Source organism: Streptomyces orinoci, assembly GCF_003121295.1.
Taxonomy (GTDB): Bacteria; Actinomycetota; Actinomycetes; order Streptomycetales; family Streptomycetaceae; genus Streptomyces; species Streptomyces orinoci.
In genome coordinates this window covers 1-18,029 of sequence record NZ_PHNC01000007.1, presented here as the reverse complement: position 1 = coordinate 18,029, position 18,029 = coordinate 1, and the positions used below count along the sequence as shown (strand labels likewise).

Sequence of the window (18,029 nt, the reverse complement as noted above, 5' to 3'; positions counted from 1 at the left end):
CCGAACCCCGCAACTTCCGAGCGTGGAGGGGGACATATGCTCGTGCTCCTTGGTGTCCTGGTGGTGGTGGCGGGCTTCGCCACCCGCCGTCACCCCCTGTTGGTGGTCGGTACGGCGGGCATCGCCACCGGACTGCTCGGCGGACTGTCACCGGGACAGGTGCTGGCCGCCTTTGGCAACGGCTTCGCCGACAGCCGGGCGGTGACCGTCTTCTCGGTCACCCTGCCGGTCATCGGCCTGCTGGAGCGGTATGGGCTCCAGGAGCAGGCCCGCCGGGTGATCACCCGCTTCGCCGGGCTCACCACCGGCCGCTTCCTCGCCCTGTATCTGCTGCTGCGCCAGCTCACCGCCGCCCTCGGCCTGGCCGGAGTGCTGGGGCACGCACAGACGGTACGGCCGCTGGCCGCGCCCATGGCGGAGGGCGCGGCCGAGCGGGTGCACGGTCCGCTGCCGGACCGGGTGCGCGAGCGGATACGTTCCTTCGCGGCCAGCGCGGACAATGTCGGCTACTTCTTCGGCGAGGACATCTTTCTGGCCGTTGGCTCGATCCTGCTGATCACCGGCTTTGCCAACGCCACTTACCACACCCATCTGGAACCGCTGCGGCTGGCGCTGTGGGCGATCCCGACCGCCGTATGCGCCCTGCTGGTGCACGGCTGGCGGCTGCTGCGCCTGGACGGGCACCTGAACCTGGACATGAACGGGCACCCGGGCGGTTCGCTGTGATCCGGGCCGAGTGGTTCTTCTGGCTGGCGGGCGGGCTGTTCCTGGTGATGGCCGGGCAGATGCTGATGGACCGCTCCAACCCCCGGCGCCTGGGCAGCGCGGCCTTCTGGAGCCTGCTGGGCCTGGGCTTCTGCTACAGCACCTGGGTCGTCCAGAAACGGGCCCCGGCCGAGCCATTGGGGCTGGCGGTGCTGGTGATGATCTGCCTGGGCGGCTTCGGACGCACCGGGCGCGGCGCGGTCCGTACCACCACACCCGCCCAACGCGCCGACTACGCCCGGCGGTTCGGCACCCGGCTGTTTCTGCCCGCGCTGGCCATCCCGGCGGTGGCCCTGGTCTGCGCGGTGGGGCTGAAAAGGGTGCGCCTGGACGGCCGGCCGCTGCTGGAGAAGGGCAGTGAGACCATCCTCGGCCTGGGACTGGGGGCGATGGTGGCGCTCGCCCTGGGCATGCTGCTGCTGCGCGAGCGGCGCCCGGCCGTCCCGCTGCACGCGGGGCGTTCGATACTGGAGTCGGCGGGCTGGGCCCTGCTGCTGCCCCAGCTGCTGGCCACGCTGGGGGCCATCTTCGCCAAGGCGGGCGTGGGGGAGCAGGTGCGCCGGATCACCACCGCGGTGCTGCCCTCGGGCTCGGTGTTCGCGGCAGTGGTGGTCTATTGCGTGGGGATGTTCCTGTTCACCGTGGTGATGGGCAATGGCTTCGCCGCCTTCCCGGTGATGACGGCCGCGGTCGGCTGGCCGGTGCTGGTCCGGCAGGCGCACGGGGACGCCCCGGCGGTACTGGCGGTGGGGATGCTGGCCGGATTCTGCGGGACCCTGGTGACGCCGATGGCCGCCAACTACAACCTGGTTCCGGCGGCCCTGCTGGAGCTCGAGGACCGCTATGGCCCCATCAAGGCCCAACTGCCCACGGCATTCATCCTGCTTGGAGCAAATATAGGAATCATGTACCTTTTTGCGGTTTGAGTCGGGCGGCCAAAGCGCCCGAGGCCCGTGCCGTTTCGTCCGTTGTCCGAGGGACCGCCTACTCTGTGCGACGTGACTTCTCCAGCCCAGACGGCCGCTTCGCCCCAGCTCAATGGCGATACGCGTCCAGCCCCGGGCCCCGCGGCCGACGAGGGCCTGGCGCGGCGGCTGCGCGCCCTCGCCTGCACCGCGCCACTGCACGACCTGGACGCCCGCAAGGCCAATCTGGCCGGTGAGTACGGGGTGTACGCGATGGCCGAGGTGGCCCTGGCCGCCATCGACCTGGTCACCCTGAACATGGACTTCGACACCGGCGCCGACCATGAGCAGATAGTCGCCAGACTGCTGCCCAGGGTCGCCGCCCAGGCGCCGCAGCGCCCGGCCGCGGAGCATGAACGGGTGGCCCGCTGGGTGCTGGAGAACCTCATCAACGTCGGCAGCGTGGACCGCGGCTTCCGCGCCGTCTACGGCACCTTCGGGGCGGACGGTGTGTATGTCCGCCGCGACTACGACTTCAAGCTGATCGAGGAGGTGCCGGGCCCCGGCGGCACGGTGTTTCTGCGCACCACCGACGAGGCGGTCAACGTCCTGGTGGGCGCGCTGGACACGGATGTCACCAGCGCCCAGATCGCCGCCGAGGTCAAGCTGGAGGTGCTGATCAGCCGGGGCCGGCTGGCCGATGCGCAGCTCGCCGCCGAGCAGGCCCGCTACCGCACCGTCCAGTACGCGGAGACCCTGCGCAAGACGCTGGACGCCACCCGGCGCAACGTCCGGGCCGTGGACTGGCTGCGCACCGTCCCCGACATGATCGCCGAGGCGCTGGAGCACGTCGCCGACCGCTACCGGCACGAGAACGCCATCCTCACCAATATCCGCAAGGCGCGGGACGAGACGGAGGAGCCGGAGCACAAGCGGCGGGCCGCCGAGCTGGTGGACATCGTCAAGGACTGCATCCGCCGGCATACCCAGTTGCAGTCCCGGCTGCTCCAGGCCGGTCCGCTGTTCCGCGCCGAACAGGACCGGCAGGCCTTCGCCGCACCCGCCGCGCGGGCCGGGCTGGACCTTTACGGGCAGCTGGTCGCCCCCGTGCTGCCGCTGCCGGTGGAACGGGCCACCAGGGTCACGGACGCCTTCTTCGCCCGGGGCACGGGGCTGCGTACACCGGTCTCGGTGCGGGTGGGGGACCTGGTGGAGATGCTGCTCACCCCGCCGGCGGAGCGGGAGCATCTGGGGGCGGAGATGCCGGAGCCGGATCTGGTGGAGACGCCGGACGACAGCCGGTTCAGCGAGGAACAGCTGGCTTCGGCGCTGGAGTTGCTGGACCTCCCGCCGGACGCGCCGAGACGGCTGTCCGGGCTGCTGGCGGACGCGCGCCGCCGGGACCCCGAACTGCCGTACCTGGTCGCGCTGTTGGCGGTGCATGCGGCCAGCCCGGCGGTGGGGACCGCCTATCGGCAGGGGGAGCAGGAGCTGTTGTTCGCGGTCGATGACGGCACGCAGTTGCATGATCCCGAGTTCGGCGGGGCCGACTTGATTGTCGGGAAGGCGCTGCTGGACGCGGCGGGTATGGCGGCGGAGCGGGGTGCGTAGCGCCCCTTAAGGGGCGCGGGGAACTGCGCGACCGGCCCCCACGGTCCGCAGCCGGGGGGCATGGGGGCGGAGCCCCCGAGAGAAACGGTGAAAGGGCGGGTCCGGGGCGAAATCCCCAGTCCGCAACCACAGGAGTGGAGCACGTGACCGACTACGAGACCGACGGCGAAGCAACCGCGCAGCCGGAGGAGCCCGGGCCCAGGGCAACGGCACCCGGCGCGGTGACCCCGGCTGACGCCGCCGACGCGGCCCGCCTGATCGCCTTCGGCCTGCAGCCCAAACTCGCCCCCGCCCGCGACGCCGAATACGCCGAACTCCTGCGCCGCCACCGCGAGGACCCCTCCTTCGCCCGGCTCGCCGACGCCATCGCCGCCGGCCTGGGCCTGGTGGTCCTGGAGGTCTCCACCCGGGCCGGTATGGCGGTGACCGCCGCCGAGGACTCCGTCTTCGCCGTCCGGATGGGCGACTACGCCCGCCGCGCCACCGTGGACTCCGGCGACCGCTTCCTGCACGGACTGGCCCACCTCGCGGTCGCCGCCCTGGCCTTCCCGCGCCCCGAGGACCTGGCCGACGACGGCTATATCGGCCGGGTCACCGTCAACGGCGTGGACGCCTTTGTCCGCCAGGCATGCCGCCGGCTTGAGGAGCGGGCCGCCGAGCAGGGCGAGAACACCGATCCCGTCACCGACGCCCCCGGCCTGGAGGCCGCCTGGCGGGTCTACGCCCGGCGCAGCGCCACCGGCGCCACCAAGGACGCCCGCCGGCTGGCCGGTTCCACCACCGGCATCATCGCCAAGGCGGTCACCTTCCTGGTGGACTCCGGCTTCCTCCAGCGCACCGGCGACGAATCCGGCGGCACCTACCGCACCACCCCGCGCTACCAGCTCCAGGTACGCGACATGGCGGGCAACGCCGCCATGACCGAGCTGCTGGAACTGGGCGTGGTGCCCGTCGCCGACGGCTCCGCCACCCTGCTGCCGCCGGACGAGGCCGACGACCTCGACCTGGTCGCCGACGCCGGCCTGCCCTTCCACTCCTGAACTCCCGCCAACCACCAGCGATCAACGAGAGTCCGCCGCCATGTACGAGCTGTCCCGGGTCCGCCTCTACTCCATCGGGCCCGCCGGTGCGCGCTACGCCGACACCGTGCTGGACCTGCGCGGGGTCGGAGCCCCGGTGCCGTCTCCCGCGCCCGCCCAGGCGGAGTTCTTCGAGGAGGAGCCGGTCGGCCCGCCGCGCCGCCCGGCGCCCGCGGGCGTGCTCTTCCTGGAGAACGGCGGCGGCAAGTCCGTCCTGCTCAAGCTGATCTTCTCGGTGATGCTGCCCGGCCACCGCAACACTCTGGGCGGCGCCAGCTCCGGTGTGCTGCGCAAGTTCCTGCTGGCCGACGACTGCGGGCATGTGGCCCTGGAGTGGCAGCATGTCCTCACCGGCGAGAGCGTGGTGGTCGGCAAGGTCAGCGAGTGGCGTGGCCGCCAAGTCTCCAATGACCCGCGGAAGTTCGCCGAGGCCTGGTACTCCTTCCGCCCGGGGCCCGGCCTGAGTCTGGACTCGCTGCCGGTTTCGGAGTCCACCGCCATGCGCGGCCCCGCCGACGGCGCCTCCGGCGCCGCGCATTCGGGCGCCTCCGGTGCCCGGGGACGCCGCCGCACCATGAAGGGCTTCCGTGACGCGCTCACCGAGGCCGGCAAGGCGTACCCGCACCTGGACGTGGTGTGGGAGGAGATCCATGAGCGCTGGAACGAACACCTCGGCGAGCTGGGCCTGGACCCCGAACTCTTCCGCTACCAGCGGGAGATGAACGCCGATGAGGGCGAGGCGGCCGGCCTGTTCGCGGTGAAGAACGACTCCGACTTCACCGATCTGCTGCTGCGCGCCGTCACCGACACCCGGGACACCGACGGCCTGGCCGACCTGGTGCACGGCTTCGCCCACAAGCTGGGCCGCCGGGCCGAACTCACCGCCGAACGCGACTTCACCGCCGGCTCGCTGGACCTGCTCTCCCGGATCGCCGAGGCCGGCGCCCGGCGTGAGCAGGCGCGGGGCGTGCACGCCGCTGCCGAGCGCCGTACTCGTCTGCTGGCCCGCCGGCTGTCGGCGCGTGGCGCCGAGGAGCGCGGCCGCGCCGCCGAGCTGGCCGAGCAGGTGGCGGCCGCCGCCCACCGGGTCACCGACGCCGACGGCGCGCGGGCCCGCTCCTCGCTGATCGCCGCCGAACTCGCCTACCGGCACGCCTCCTTGGCGCTGACCGCGGCCGAGAAGGCCGCCGCCGCCCAGCGCCGGGAGCTCAATGACGCCCGTACCCTGCACTCCGCCTGGCAGGCCGCCGAGACCGTGCTGCGTCACCGGGCCGCCGCCGACCGCTCGGCCCGGGTGGCCGCCGCCATCCATGAGGCCGAACGGGACGCCGCACCGGCCCTGGCCGCCCGTACCCGGGCCGCCGCCGACCTGGTACGGGCCCTGAACAGCGCCGCCGAGCAGGGCGAGCGGCTCGCCGATGAGCAGGAGGCCCGCTCGGCCGCCCTCCAGGAGGCCGGCGAGGCCGCCCACCGGGACGCCACCGCCGCCGCTACCGAGGCCCAGCGCGCCCGCAGCGAGGCGGGTCATCTGCGCCAGCGGCTGGCCGAGGTGGAGCAGGAGACCGCCGAGGCGGTGAAGGCCGGCTGGCTGGACGACAGCGCCCCGGATGCCGACCCGGCCAGGGCCGCCCTGGCCGCCAGCGATGCCGAGAAGCCCGCCCTGGCCGCCTATGAGGCGGCCCGGGAAGCCGCCAAGGAGGCCGCCGACCGGGCCCGGGAGGCCGCGGCCGCGGAGAGCCGGGCCGAGCTGGCGGCCGCCCGGGCCGCCGACGGGGCCGAGGCCGCGCGGGCGGCGTACGAGGCCGAGCGGCGCGCCGCCGAGTCCCTGGGCGCCGAGCCCCGGCTGGCCGAACTCCTGGGTCTGCCCCAGCCCTTGGCGGGCGGCCGGGTGCCGGGCCAGCGGTCGGCGTCCGTTCCCGGGGCGGACGGCCCCGCGGCGGACGGCGGCCCGGACCAGGGCCCGCTGACCGCCGAGGAGCTGGACCGCAGCGCCGACGCCCTGCGCGAGCTGCTGGACGAGAATGTGGCCGCCGCCGAGCGGCAGTTGTTCGACCTGCGCACCGCCGCCGCCGATGACGCCCGCATCCTGGGCGCGCTGGGCGACGGCGGGCTGCTGCCGCCCAGCCCGGATGTGCTGGCCGCGGTGGAGTACCTGGGCGAGCACGGCATCCCGGCGCTGCCCGGCTGGCGCTATCTGGCCCAGGCCGTCGATCCCGCCGACCACGCCACGGTGCTGGCCGCCCGCCCCGAGCTGGTGGACGGCGTGGTCATCACCGACCCCGACGCCCACAGCCGGGCCCGCGAAGTCCTGGGCGCCGCCTCGCTGTTGCCGCGCTCCGCGGTCGCGGTGGGCACCGCCGCCGCGCTACTGGCCCCGCCGGGGCCGCGGGACGGGGACGGGGCGGTGTTCCTGGTGCCGCCGAACCCGGCCATGCACGACGAGAGCGCCGCCGACCAGGAGCGCACCGAGCTGCGCGAGCGGGCCGCCGCCCGGGACGAGGAGATCCGCGCGGTCGCCGCCCGGCTGGCCGGGGACCGCACCCTGGCCGCCCGGCTGGCCTCCTGGCGGGCCGGCTGCCCGGCAGGCCGGATCACCGAACTGGCCGCCGAGGCCGAGCGCTCGCGTACCGCCGCCGAGGCCGCCGCCCAGGCGCTGGCCGAGGTCCGTACCGCCCGGGCCGAGGCCGAGGAACTGGCCGCCGAGACGGCCCGGGTGCGTGACGAGCGTCAGGAAACCGCCCAGCGGGCCCGCCGGGTCGCCGACGCCCTGGCGGGCCTGGCGCACCGGCTGCGCGAGCGCGCCAACTGGCAGCTGCGGCTGCGTGAACTGGCCGAGGAAGCGGCCGAGTTCGAGGAGCGGGCGGCCGCCTGTGTGGACCGGGCCCGGGCCGCGGACGAGGACCGGCGGGCCGCCCAGCGCGCCGCCGACGACGCCCACCGCACCGCCCGCGCGCTGCGCGCCGAACGCGCCGAGATCGCCGGCGCCCCGGAGGACCTGGGCGAGGGCCAGGAGGCGTCCACCGCCTCGCTGCCCGCGCTGCGCGAGGCATACCGGGCGGCGTCCCAGGTGTACGAGAAGGTCGGCGTCGGCGCCGATCTGCGCGCCGAACAGGCCCGCGCGGAGAGCGATGAGAGCGCGGCCCGCGCCGAACTGGACCGCCTCACCAACAAGGTGCGCACCCGCGCCGAGCAGCTGCTGCAGAGCCCGGACGGCGCCGACGGCCCGTCCCGGCAGGCGGCCGCGGCCCGGGCCGAGGCACTGGTACAGATGCTGGAGTCCCGCGCCTCGGCCGCCAGCGAGCAGCTGGGCCGGCTGCGCGGCGAGGCCGAGCGGCTGGCCCCGGCGGACGGCGAGGCACACACCGAGCTGCCCGCGGAGCTGGTGCCCGCCGACGCCGAGCAGGCCAAGGAGCTGCTGCGCAGCGCCACCGGCGAACTGGCCGCCCTTACCGATGCGTTGGAGGCCGCCCGTACCGCGCACGCGGACCTGCTGCGCGCCCACCGCGCCGCCGAGGACGCGGCCACCGGCTTCGATGACACCGCCGCACTGCTGCGCGATCTGCTGCGGGACCACTCCGCCTCCGCCGATGAGGAGGAGCTGCCCGAGCCGTACTCCGGCACCCTGGAGGAGGCCCGGCAGGCCGCGGCCGAGGCGCGGCGTTCGCTGCGCGGCTGCGCCGGCGAGCTGTCGGCCGCCGAGTCGGCCGTCCGCGAGGCCAGTGACGTCCTGGTGCGGCACGCCAACTCCACCCGCTATGAGCAGGTACGCACCCCCGCCCGCCAGCAGATCCGCGAACTCCCGGCGGCCGCGCTGCCGGAGCACGCCGCCGCCTGGGCGGAGGCCTTCGCGCCCCGGCTGCGGGTGCTCAGCGACGAGCTGGAGCAGCTGGAACGCAACCGGGACAGCATCGTGGACCGGCTGCGCGGCCTGGTGGAGTCCTCGCTCACCACGCTGCGTTCGGCCCAGCGGCTGTCCCGGCTGCCGGAGGGCCTGGGGGAGTGGTCGGGCCAGGAGTTCCTGCGCATCCGCTTCGAGGAACCGGACCAGTCCACCCTCACCGAACGGCTCGGGGAGGTCATCGACGAGGCCACCCGCGCGGCCGTGAAGAAGAACTCCGACCTGCGCCGGGACGGCATGTCACTGCTGCTGCGCGGGGTACGGGCGGCGCTGCAGCCGCGCGGGGTCGCGGTGGAGATCCTCAAGCCGGACGCGGTGCTGCGGGCCGAGCGGGTGCCGGTGGGGCAGATGGGAGACGTGTTCTCCGGCGGCCAGCTGCTGACCGCGGCCATCGCGCTGTACTGCACCATGGCGGCGCTGCGCAGCAACGACCGGGGCCGGGACAAGCAGCGGCATGCGGGCACGCTGTTCCTGGACAACCCCATCGGCCGGGCCAACGCCACCTATCTGCTGGAGCTCCAGCGGGCGGTGGCCGATGCGCTGGGCGTACAACTGCTGTACACCACCGGCCTGTTCGACACCACCGCGCTGGCCGAGTTCCCGCTGGTGATCCGGCTGCGCAATGACGCGGACCTGCGGGCGGGCCTGAAGTACATCAGTGTGGAGGAGCACTTGCGGCCGGGCCTGCCCCAGCGGGACGCGGGGGCGGAGACGGTGCACGGTGAGATCACGGCGACCCGGATGTTCCGCCGGCCAACGGAGGAGGCTTCGGTCGCCCGCTGAGCGGTTCGCCCCCGCGCCCCAAAGGGGCGCGGGAGCGGCGGCATCATGCGGCTCCGCCGCGTGGGCGCGACCAGCCACAACGCATCCGCGGACGAAGGACCGCCCGGGTGCGAGCCCGGCGCTCACGGGTAACGAGGCCGCCGCACCCGCGGTGCCCGCGCGGAACTGCTCGGCACCGAGATGACCCCATTACGCTGCCGCCAGACCTGCCGGGTCACCCACACATCCAGCACCGCCCAGGTCGCCGCCACCGTCAGGGCCACCGTGCACAGCACCGCCGGAAACGCCCACCAGGACGCCGCCAGCGTGAACAGCAGCGCCACCATGGCCTGAACCAGGGTCACCGCCACAATGACCACGGCCCGTACCGCCGCGGTACGCACCGGATCCGGCATTCTTGGCCGATGGACCGGCTCCTCCACCCACAGCGGCCTGCGAACCCGCCCTGGACGCGTAGTTGACTGATGCACGGCGGCTCACCTCCCCCAGCGGCTGCCTGATGTCCGGGCCATTCCCGAATCGCCTCCCAAAATAACCCGGCCGGGAAAAACGGGCCGCAGTGGGGCACAGCGGATCGGCCACCCGGAAATATCCGGCAAATTCTGAGTAAATAGCGGTAGTTGGTCTGGGCCAGGCCCGCATTTCCGGTCCGTACGGGTCTTCGAGCGTCTACCTCGCAGTAGTAGGCTCACGCAGCATTACTGTCGAACACCACCTCCCGTGCCGCCGGGAGGACGTGGGGGAGGCCATGCCCTTTCGCGGAAAGTCCATCCGCCGGAAGATCGTGGCGCTGCTGCTGGTGCCGTTGGTGTCCCTGACCGCTCTGTGGGCCTTCGCCACCGTGATCACTGGAAGGGAGGCCGCCCGGCTGTTCTCGGCCGGTGAGGTGGTGCGCAAGATCTGCAGACCCGTTGACAGCACCATCCAGGCACTGCGTGAGGAACGCCGTCAGACCCTGGTCTATCTTGCCGCTCCCCGCTCCGGGCCGGCGGCCGGCCTGCGCTCCGCACAGCGGGCGACCGACCGCACGGTGGCCCGCTTCCGCTCCGGTGTCGATGGCGACCTGCGCGAGGACATGTCCGCCGGCACCGCCGACCGGCTGCACACCGTGGAAGCGGCCATGGACGGCCTGCCCGCGCTGCGCCGCAAGATCGGCGAACGCACCGTGGACCGGTACGGCGCCTACCGCGCCTACAACGAACTCATCGACCCCTACTACGAGTTGCTGGGCAGCCTCGGCGGCGTCCAGGACGCCGACCTGGCCAAGCAGGGGCGCGCCCTGCTCGGCCTGGGCCGCGCCCATGAGGCGGTCTCCCGCGAAGACGCCCTGCTTGCCGCCGCGTTCACGGCCGGCACCATGAACGCCCGGGAACTGCGCGGCTTCGCCGACCGGGTGGCCGACCGCCGGATCCTCTACAACACCAACCTCAGCGCCCTGCCGGTGGCCGACCAGAAGCTCTACGAGGACTACTGGCGCGGCGGCAACGCCCATGCGCTGACCACCGCCGAGGAGGCGGTGATCACGGCCGGCGCCGGCCGCCCCGCCGTCCATGCCGTCGCCCAGCGGCGCTGGCAGGCCACCGTGGGCTCGGTGCTGGACGACCTGTCCCGGATGGACAGCGACGCCGCGGCCCGTTACCGGGACCGGCTGGAGCCGGTGGCCGACGCCGTGATGGTCAAGGCCGCCGTCGCCGGGCTGCTCGGACTGATCGCCCTGGCCTGCTCGCTGGTGGTCTCCTGGCGGATCGGCCGTGCCCTGGTCCAGGAACTGCACCGGCTGCGGCGGGAGGCCCATGAGGTGTCCGGGGTGCGGCTGCCCGGACTGCTGCGCAGACTGGCCGCCGGAGAACGGGTCGATGTGGAGACCGAAGCGCCCTTGCTGGACTACCCGCCCAATGAACTGGGCCAGGTCGGCCGGGCGCTCAACACCCTGCAGCGCGCCGCCGTGGAGGCGGCCGTCAAACAGGCCGGCACCCGGCGCAAGGTCTCCGAGGTGTTCGTCAACTTCGCCCACCGCAACCAGGTACTGCTCCACCGTCAGCTGGCCCTGCTGGAGGAGATGGAACGCCGTACCGAGGACTCCGCGGAACTGGCCGACCTGCAGCGGCTGGACCACCTCGCCACCCGGATGCGCCGGTATGCCGAGAGCCTGGTGATCCTCTCGGGCACCACCGGCTCCCGCAAGTGGTGCCGGCCGGTGCCGCTGATGGAGGTGGTCCGCTCGGCCGCCGCCGAGGTCGAGGACTGCGGGCGCATCGAACTGCGCCGGCTGCCGGAGCTGGCGGTGCCCGGCGCCGCCGTCCTGGACCTCACCCATCTGCTGGCCGAACTCCTGGAGAACGCCACCGTCTTCTCCCCGCCGCATACCGCGGTGCAGGTGGTCGGCAGCCGGGTGGCCAACGGCTTCACCATGGAGATCCACGACCGTGGCCCAGGACTTCCCCCCGACGCGCTCATCGAGGCCAATCTCGCCCTGGCCGAGGCCCCGGAGTTCGAACTCTCCCGCACCGACCGGCTGGGGCTGTTCGTGGTCAGCAGACTGGCCAGGAGCCATGGCATCAGGGTCTCGCTGCAGCCCTCGCCCTATGGCGGCACCACCGCCGTGGTGCTGCTGCCCTCCGCCCTGCTCACCGACATCCCGGCCGGGGCGGAGCCGGAGCCGGAGGCCGGGGCCGTGGCGAGCGGACGTCCGGCGCGGCGGGCCCCGGTCGAACTGGAGCCGCCGCTCTCCCCGTTCGAGCCAGGGCCGCGCCATCTCGCCATCCCGCACTTATCGGGGGAGCCCTTACCGGGCTTGTCCGGCCTATCCGGTCTGCCCGGCAGCCCGGGTGAGCGCTCATCGGGTGAGCACTCGCCGGGCGAGCGTTTATCCGGCCCGCGCCCGGCGGCCGAGCGGCCGCGTCCAAGGACGGGAGAGGCCACCGGACCGCCGCGTCGCCGCACCCCCGTGCTGGTCTCCGACCATGGACGCACCCTGACCGACGCACTGCCGGAGGCGGAACCCACGCCACCGGGCGGCCTGCCCCGGCGCCCCCGCCGGCCGCAGCCGCCCAGGCCACCGGAGGCCGAGCCCCCGCCGCGGGACGCCGAGGAGGTACGGGCCAGGATGACGGCCCTCCAACGAGGCTGGCGGCGCGGCCGGGAACATGGCCGCGGCACCCCGCCTTCACCCAGAACCACCGCACCAGGAACGACAACTGAGAGGGACGGTCGATGACCGCCATAAGCAACGCTTCGCCGGAGACCACCGTGGGCCAGGGGGCCGGCGCGGGCAAACTCAACTGGCTGCTGGACGATCTGGTCGAGCGGGTGGGCACCATCCGCCAGGCGCTGGTGCTCTCCGGCGACGGCCTGCCCATCGGCACCTCCAAGGACCTCACCCGCGAGGACGGCGAGCACCTGGCCGCCATCTCCTCCGGCTTCCACAGCCTGGCCAAGGGCGTGGGCCAGCGCTTCGACGCCGGACAGGTACGCCAGACCGTGGTCGAACTGGACAAGGCCTTTCTGTTTGTCACCGCCGCCGGGCAGGGCAGCGCGCTGGCCGTACTCGCCGACGCCGACTCCGACATCGGCCTGGTGGCCTATGAGATGACGCTGCTGGTGCAGCGGGTGGGCGCCCACCTGGCGAGTGAGCCGCGGGCCACATCGGGCGGCTGAGGAACGCGCCCCGGCACCGCCTGACCCGCCCCGCTCACCCGGCGGGGCGGGGCCGGGCCCGCTCAGCCGCGTACCCGTACCGGATACGCCACCTCCGCCGCACCCTCCTGCTCCACCCGCACCGTCTGATCCCGGCGGCGCGAGGTGAACCGCGTCACCACCCCGTCCTCCCCGATCAGCACCCCGCCACCGGTACGCCCGGGGGCCGGTGTCCACACCTCCAGCTCCACCGAGCCGTCCGGCGCGGCGACCGGCAGCACCGCACCGGCCCGTGCCAGCACCGGGATCCGGGACAGCGGCGCGTCCAGCAGCACCTGCCCGGGCCCCTCATGGAGGCGCCCCGTCGCGGTGTCATACCAGCAGCCGCGCGGCAGCCGCACCGCCCGCCGGTCCGTACCCTGCTCCAGCACCGGCGCCACCAGCAGCGAATCGCCCAGCAGAAAGGCATCCTCGCAGTCCCGCAGCGCGCGGTCCTCCGGCGCCCGCCACCACAGCGGACGCACATAGGGGGCACCGGTGCGCCGGGCCAGCTGGGCCAGGGTCATCCAGTAAGGCAACAGGCGCTGCCGCTCCCGCAGTGCCGTCCCCGCATGCTCCAGCACCTCGGGACCGAACTCCCAAGGCTCCCGCCGGCCCGTCGAGATCGCCGAATGGGTGCGGAACAGCGGGAGAAAGGAGCCCAGTTGAAACCAGCGCAGATACAACTCCGGTGAGGGCGAACCGGTGAACCCCCCGATATCCGGCCCGGAATAGGGAACTCCGCACAGCCCCAGGCCCAGCACCAGCGCCAGTGAGGCCCGCAGTCCCGGCCAGCCGGTGGCCACATCCCCCGACCAGGTCCCGCCATAGCGCTGCATCCCCGCCCAGCCGGAACGGGAGAAGAGAAACGGCCGCTCCGCCGGCCGCAGGACCCGCAGGCCCTCGTATGCCGCCCGGGTCATCAGCAGGCCATAGACATTGTGCGCCTCCCGGTGGTCACCGCCCCGGCCCTCCAGCACATGCCGGGCGGAACGCGGCAGCGACTGGTCACCGAAGGCCGAGAAGGACACCGGTTCATTCATGTCGTGCCAGAAACCGGAGAAGCCCTCGGCCAGCCGCTCCGCGTACAGCCCACCCCACCACTCGCGCACCAGCGGATCCGTAAAGTCCGGATACACCGACTCACCCGACCACACCTCCCCGCGCACCGGCTCGCCCCGGGGATCGCGGACAAAGGCATCCACCGCCAGCCCGCCGTCGTAGACCGCCAGCCCGGGCTCCGCCTTGATCCCCGGATCCACGATCGACACCAGACGCACCCCCGACTCGCCCAGCTCCCGGGCCAGGCCCGGCAGATCGGGAAAGTGCTCCCGGTCCACGGTGAACACCCGGTGGCCCCGGTAGTGGTCGATGTCCAGATGGACCGCGGACAGCGGAAGGCCGCGCTCCCGATAGCCGGCCACCACCCGTCGTACCTCCTCGGCACCGCCGAAGCCCCAGCGTGAGTGGTGATGGCCCAGCGCCCAGGCCGGCGGCAGCGCCGCCCCGCCGGTCAGCACCGCCCAGTTGCGCAGCACCCGGGCGGGCGTGCCCACCAGCACCCAGTAGCGCAGCGGGCCGCCCTCCATCCGGATCTCGGAACGGCCCGGCCGGTCATGCCCGGAACCAGCCCCCTCCTCGCCCTCCCACAAACTCACCCGGCCGTCAAAGGAGTTGTCGTGGAACACCAGATGCGTCCCCGCGTCGGCCACCACCAGCTGCACCGGCATGGTCAGATAGAGCGGATCGTCACCCGGCTGGAAGGAACCCCCCGGATCGGTGTTCCACAGCCGGTAGACACCATCCCGCAGCCGGGGGCCCGCCGAGCGGCCGCCCAGACCGAAGTGGCGTGCGTCCGGCGGGACTTCGGCCCGCTGCATCCAGCGCGGCCCGCCCTCCCCGGCCGCCACCTCCACCGGCTCCCACCAGCGCGGGGGCTGGTCACGCCGCAGCACCACCCCGCCCGGCGTACGCACCTCCACCGCACCATGCCGGGAGACCACCACCAGCAGCCGCTCCGAGACCACCCGCCAGCCGCCATCGGTATCCGGCTCCAGCACCACCCGGTCGTCCACCTCCGGCACCGCCCCCGCCAGCGCATAGGAGGGCTGTGGTCCGGCCCCGTCCCAGCCGCAGAACACCGCACCGCCCGCCGCCACCCGCACCAGCAGCGAGGACCGGGCGAAACGGATCACCCCGCCCCCGGGCAGCGGCCGGGCCTCCACCGCCGCACCCGGCACCCGGGCACGCTCCGCCCCCGGCCGGGGCAGACCCGCCGCGTCCAGCCGCCGGTTCCGCCAGGCCGACCGCACCGACCGCAGCACCCGCGCCGCCCCCACCATCCTGAACGAAGTCACCCACTTGACCGACCGTCCCAGGTCACGCGCATCCATAGCGCTCACCCTGCCATCGACTCCGGCCGGGCCGAGGTGCGTTCAGCATCCGTTCACCCCTGAAAAAGCCCCTAGTGGCCATCCCGAAGTGAGATGCGGCGCAGACCCTGGTGCACGACTCGATCACATGGCATCGTCCTGGTCAGCCGCGTGCACCCACCCTGATGAACGCGGTGACGCCGACCACGCGCACCCCGGGAGCAAGCAGATGACCAGCGCACCGCAGCCCGCCGAAGCACCGCAGCCCCTGTGGTACCCCTCAGCGGACCGCGTCGCCGGCGCGCAGATCACCCGCTTCCACGCCTGGGCCGCCCGGCACCATGGCGCCCCCGCGCCGGTCCCCGGCGACCCGGTGGCGAGCTACGCCGACCTGCACCGCTGGTCGGTGGAGGAGCTGGAACGCTTCTGGGCGGCGGCCACCGAATGGTGCCGGGTGCGCTTCACCACCCCGTACCAGCGCGTCCTCGCCGACCGCACCATGCCCGGCGCCACCTGGTTCCCCGGCGCCACCCTCAACTACGCCGAGCACGCCCTGCGCGCCGCCGAGGACGGCGCACGCGCCGGGGAGCCCGCGCTGCTGTATGTGGACGAGACCCATCAGCCGCGCCCCGTCTCCTGGGTCGAACTCCGCCGCCAGGTGGGCTCGCTGGCCGCCGAACTGCGCCGGCTGGGCGTGCGCCCCGGCGACCGGGTCAGCGGTTATCTGCCCAACATCCCGCAGGCCGTGATCGCCCTGCTGGCCACCGCGGCCGTCGGCGGCGTATGGACCTCCTGCGCCCCCGACTTCGGCGCCCGCAGCGTGCTGGACCGGTTCCAACAGGTCGAACCGGTGGTGCTGTTCACCGTTGACGGCTACCAGTACGGCGGCAAGCGCCATGACCGCACCGAGGTGGTCGCCGAACTGCGCGCCCAACTGCCCACGCTGCGCGCCGTGGTGCACATCCCGCTGCTGGGCACCGAGGCACCCGAGGGCACACTGGAATGGTCCGCCCTCACCTCGGCGGACACCGAGCCGGTCTTCGAGCAGGTCCCCTTCGACCATCCGCTGTGGGTGCTCTACTCCTCCGGTACCACCGGCCTGCCCAAGGCCATCGTCCAGTCCCAGGGCGGCATCCTGGCCGAGCACCTCAAACAGCTCACCCTGCACTGCGACCTGGGGCCCGGCGACCGCTTCTTCTGGTACACCTCCACCGGCTGGATGATGTGGAACTTCCTGGTCTCCGGCCTGCTGGTGGGCGCCACCGTGGTGCTCTACGACGGCAGCCCCGCCCACCCCGACACCGCGGCCCAGTGGCGGGTGGCCGAACGCACCGGCACCACCCTCTTCGGCACCTCCGCCGCCTATGTGATGGCCTGCCGCAAGGCGGACCTCCACCCCGGCCGCGACCTGGACCTGTCCCGGGTCCGCTGTGTGGCCACCACCGGATCACCGCTGCCACCGGACGGCTTCCGCTGGATCCACGACGAGGTCGCCGAGGACATGTGGATCGCCTCGGTCAGCGGCGGCACCGATGTGTGCAGCTGCTTCGCCGGAGCGGTGCCCACCCTGCCGGTGTACATCGGCGAACTCCAGGCCTCCGGCCTGGGCACCGACCTCCAGGCCTGGGACGCCCAGGGCAAACCGGTCATCGACGAGGTGGGCGAGCTGGTGGTCACCGCACCCATGCCCTCCATGCCGGTCCGCTTCTGGAACGACCCCGACGGCGGCCGCTACCGGGAGAGCTACTTCGAGATGTACCCCGGTGTCTGGCGGCACGGCGACTGGATCACGCTCACCTCGCGCGGCAGCGTCATCATCCACGGCCGCTCCGACTCCACCCTCAACCGCCAGGGCGTCCGCATGGGTTCGGCGGATATCTACGAGGCCGTCGAACGCCTCCCGGAAATCCGCGAGTCCCTGGTCATCGGCGTGGAACAGCCGGAAGGCGGCTACTGGATGCCGCTGTTCGTCCACCTCGCCCCCGGCGCCGAACTGGACGACGCCCTGCTGGAGAAGATCAAGCGGACCATCCGGGAACAGCTCTCGCCCCGGCATGTACCCGATGAGGTCATCCAAGTGGCGGCGATTCCGCACACTTTGACCGGCAAGCGCATCGAAGTCCCGGTCAAACGGCTGCTCCAGGGCACCCCCCTGGCCAAGGCGGTCAATCCCGGCTCGGTGGACAACCCGGCGCTGCTCTCCTTCTACGAGGAGCTGGGACGCCGCCGCGCCACCGCCTGACCTGCACCGTTCCCCGCCCCAAGGGCGTTGTCAGTGCCCCCGGTTACGGTGAGTGAGCACTGGATCACCGTGCGACCTGCAGGGGGAGTGGAACCATGGCACACACCGACAACGTCCGCGCCCGGACCGGCACCGGGCGGCCGCCCGAGGAGGAAGTGGCCAGCACCGTCGCGGTGTTGGCCGACGAGGCCGACTTCGCCGCCATGCGGCGCTACCGGAGCTTCACCTTCGACGACCACGCCGCCTATCTGCGGCGGATGGACGCGCTGTTGCGCTCACTGGCCGCCCGGGGCGGCCACACCAGCGTCGCCCGCTTCGACCCCACCGGCTACGCGGCCTACTGCGCACACCTCCATCTGGACCCCGACTCCCCCTCCAGCCGCACTCGTTACACCGCCGAGATGGCTGCCGCCGGGGCGACGCTGGAATACCGCGGCCAGCCCCTCACCCGGCTGCTCCCGCGTCTGGTGCGGGAGAGCGAACAGCGGGCCGTCCGGGAACGCGCCGGCGCACTGCTGACCCGGGGCGACTGCGACACCTGTGGCGAGGACATCGGACGGGCGGCGCTCGCCCGGGCCTCACTGGCGGTGCGCCGGCTGGTCGAATCCCTGGGCCCGGGCGTCCACCACCTGGTGTGCAGCGTCCCCGCCGAGGGGAGCGCACCCCTGCTCGCGGTGCTCACCGTGCGGACGGACAGGG

General features: G+C 73.3%; 10 protein-coding genes and 1 pseudogene. 9 read left to right on the top strand and 2 right to left on the bottom strand.

Translation table 11 applies throughout. From position 1 onward, the window contains the following. Window positions 1-36 precede the first annotated feature (36 nt). From CV755_RS03955 to CV755_RS03935, 5 genes are all read left to right on the top strand, one after another. Window positions 37-726: a DUF969 domain-containing protein gene (locus CV755_RS03955; RefSeq protein WP_109278733.1), complete on the top strand. Its 690-nt coding sequence runs from the start codon at window positions 37-39 to the stop codon at window positions 724-726. Then, window positions 723-1,691 (top strand): DUF979 domain-containing protein, encoded by a 969-nt coding sequence (locus CV755_RS03950; RefSeq protein WP_109278732.1) that lies wholly within the window; start codon window positions 723-725, stop codon window positions 1,689-1,691. The genes CV755_RS03955 and CV755_RS03950 overlap by 4 nt, the downstream gene beginning before the upstream one ends. Before the next feature lie 72 nt (window positions 1,692-1,763). After that, on the top strand, window positions 1,764-3,281 hold the full coding sequence (locus CV755_RS03945) for a hypothetical protein (RefSeq protein ID WP_109278731.1): 1,518 nt from the start codon (window positions 1,764-1,766) through the stop codon (window positions 3,279-3,281). 143 nt (window positions 3,282-3,424) lie between these two features. Next, on the top strand, window positions 3,425-4,321 hold the full coding sequence (locus CV755_RS03940; protein WP_193553345.1) for a hypothetical protein: 897 nt from the start codon (window positions 3,425-3,427) through the stop codon (window positions 4,319-4,321). A gap of 40 nt (window positions 4,322-4,361) precedes the next feature. After that, the gene (locus CV755_RS03935; RefSeq protein ID WP_109278730.1) at window positions 4,362-9,041 is read left to right on the top strand and encodes a coiled-coil domain-containing protein; all 4,680 of its coding nucleotides are present in this window, start codon (window positions 4,362-4,364) and stop codon (window positions 9,039-9,041) included. A 122-nt stretch (window positions 9,042-9,163) separates the two neighbouring features. Here CV755_RS03935 and CV755_RS03930 read toward each other — a convergent pair whose 3' ends face one another. After that, complete coding sequence (locus CV755_RS03930; RefSeq protein WP_109278729.1) at window positions 9,164-9,436, bottom strand: hypothetical protein; 273 nt, start codon at window positions 9,434-9,436, stop codon at window positions 9,164-9,166. A 353-nt stretch (window positions 9,437-9,789) separates the two neighbouring features. Here CV755_RS03930 and CV755_RS03925 point away from each other — a divergent pair, with 353 nt between their 5' ends. After that, the gene (locus CV755_RS03925; protein ID WP_109279001.1) at window positions 9,790-12,258 is read left to right on the top strand and encodes a sensor histidine kinase; all 2,469 of its coding nucleotides are present in this window, start codon (window positions 9,790-9,792) and stop codon (window positions 12,256-12,258) included. Continuing rightward, window positions 12,255-12,698, top strand: coding sequence for a roadblock/LC7 domain-containing protein (locus CV755_RS03920; protein WP_109278728.1), 444 nt, complete (start codon window positions 12,255-12,257; stop codon window positions 12,696-12,698). Before CV755_RS03925 ends, CV755_RS03920 begins: the two co-directional genes overlap by 4 nt. Window positions 12,699-12,760: 62 nt before the next feature. Here CV755_RS03920 and CV755_RS03915 read toward each other — a convergent pair whose 3' ends face one another. Then, a complete protein-coding gene (locus tag CV755_RS03915) occupies window positions 12,761-15,109 on the bottom strand; it encodes a glycoside hydrolase family 31 protein (RefSeq protein WP_109278727.1) in 2,349 nt (782 codons plus the stop codon). A gap of 208 nt (window positions 15,110-15,317) precedes the next feature. Here CV755_RS03915 and CV755_RS03910 point away from each other — a divergent pair, with 208 nt between their 5' ends. Next, complete coding sequence (locus CV755_RS03910) at window positions 15,318-17,330, top strand: acetoacetate--CoA ligase (protein ID WP_109278726.1); 2,013 nt, start codon at window positions 15,318-15,320, stop codon at window positions 17,328-17,330. Window positions 17,331-17,425: 95 nt separating this feature from the next. After that, window positions 17,426-18,029, top strand: a pseudogene (locus CV755_RS03905) (hypothetical protein); the annotation flags it as partial.